The 707-nt window shown below is 67.0% G+C and carries 1 protein-coding gene and 1 pseudogene; both read right to left on the bottom strand.

What is annotated here, in order from left to right; translation table 11 throughout:
• A pseudogene (locus tag G3436_RS25735) lies at positions 1-554 on the bottom strand (ATP-dependent DNA helicase); the annotation flags it as partial.
• On the bottom strand, positions 551-707 hold a 157-nt coding region (locus tag G3436_RS25730; protein ID WP_163951035.1), incomplete at its 5' end, for a VRR-NUC domain-containing protein. The gene G3436_RS25730 and the pseudogene G3436_RS25735, both read right to left, overlap by 4 nt.

The raw sequence follows: 707 nt of genomic DNA, 5'->3' as shown, positions 1-707 counted from the left end.
GTGCGAAACGCCCCATGGGGGAAGGTCAGTGCCTGCAAACCGGTATTGCGCAAGGCCTGGCGCTGCATCTGCTGCTGTGCCCAGCGCAGGAACAGCGTGCACTGTGCACTGAAGAACTGCTCCAGTGCAGCCGCCGAATGGGTCGCCTCGAACACGGTTTCGCGCTCGCTGTCGACGTCCAGGTACACCAGCGCCAGGTTCACCTGTGCCAGTGCGCGCTGTTGGCACAACAGCCAGCCGTACACCTTGGCCTGGGCCCAGTGCAACTGCCGATGGTTGGCTGGCTGGCTGGCCAGGTCGCCGCGGTGGGTCTTGATCTCCTCCAGGCGATTGGCCGCCGCATCGTAGCCATCGGCGCGGCCACGCACCTGCAACTGCTCGAATTGCCCCTCCAGCGCCACTTCGGCCTGGTACGCCGCACCGCGCCGCGCCACCACCTTGCGGTGCCCGAGCATGCCCTCCAGGGCGGTGGGTGACGGGGTGAAGCGCAGGTCCAGGTCACCGACCTTGGCCGTGAACTCGCACAGCGCACGTACCGCCACCCGGTAACTCATGCCGCCGACTGCGCCCATTGCACATGGCACACCTGGATCGGCAGGCCATGCGCGGTGCAGAACTCGATCCAGCGCAGTTGGTTGTCCTGCAGGCGGTCGCCGGGGCCCTTGACCTCGATCATGCGGTAGCGCCGCTGCTCGGGCCAGAACTGG

This window comes from Pseudomonas brassicae, assembly GCF_010671725.1.
Taxonomy (GTDB): domain Bacteria; phylum Pseudomonadota; class Gammaproteobacteria; order Pseudomonadales; family Pseudomonadaceae; genus Aquipseudomonas; species Aquipseudomonas brassicae.
Note: the sequence above shows the minus strand (reverse complement) of the source record. Positions and strands in the feature narration are given on the sequence as shown.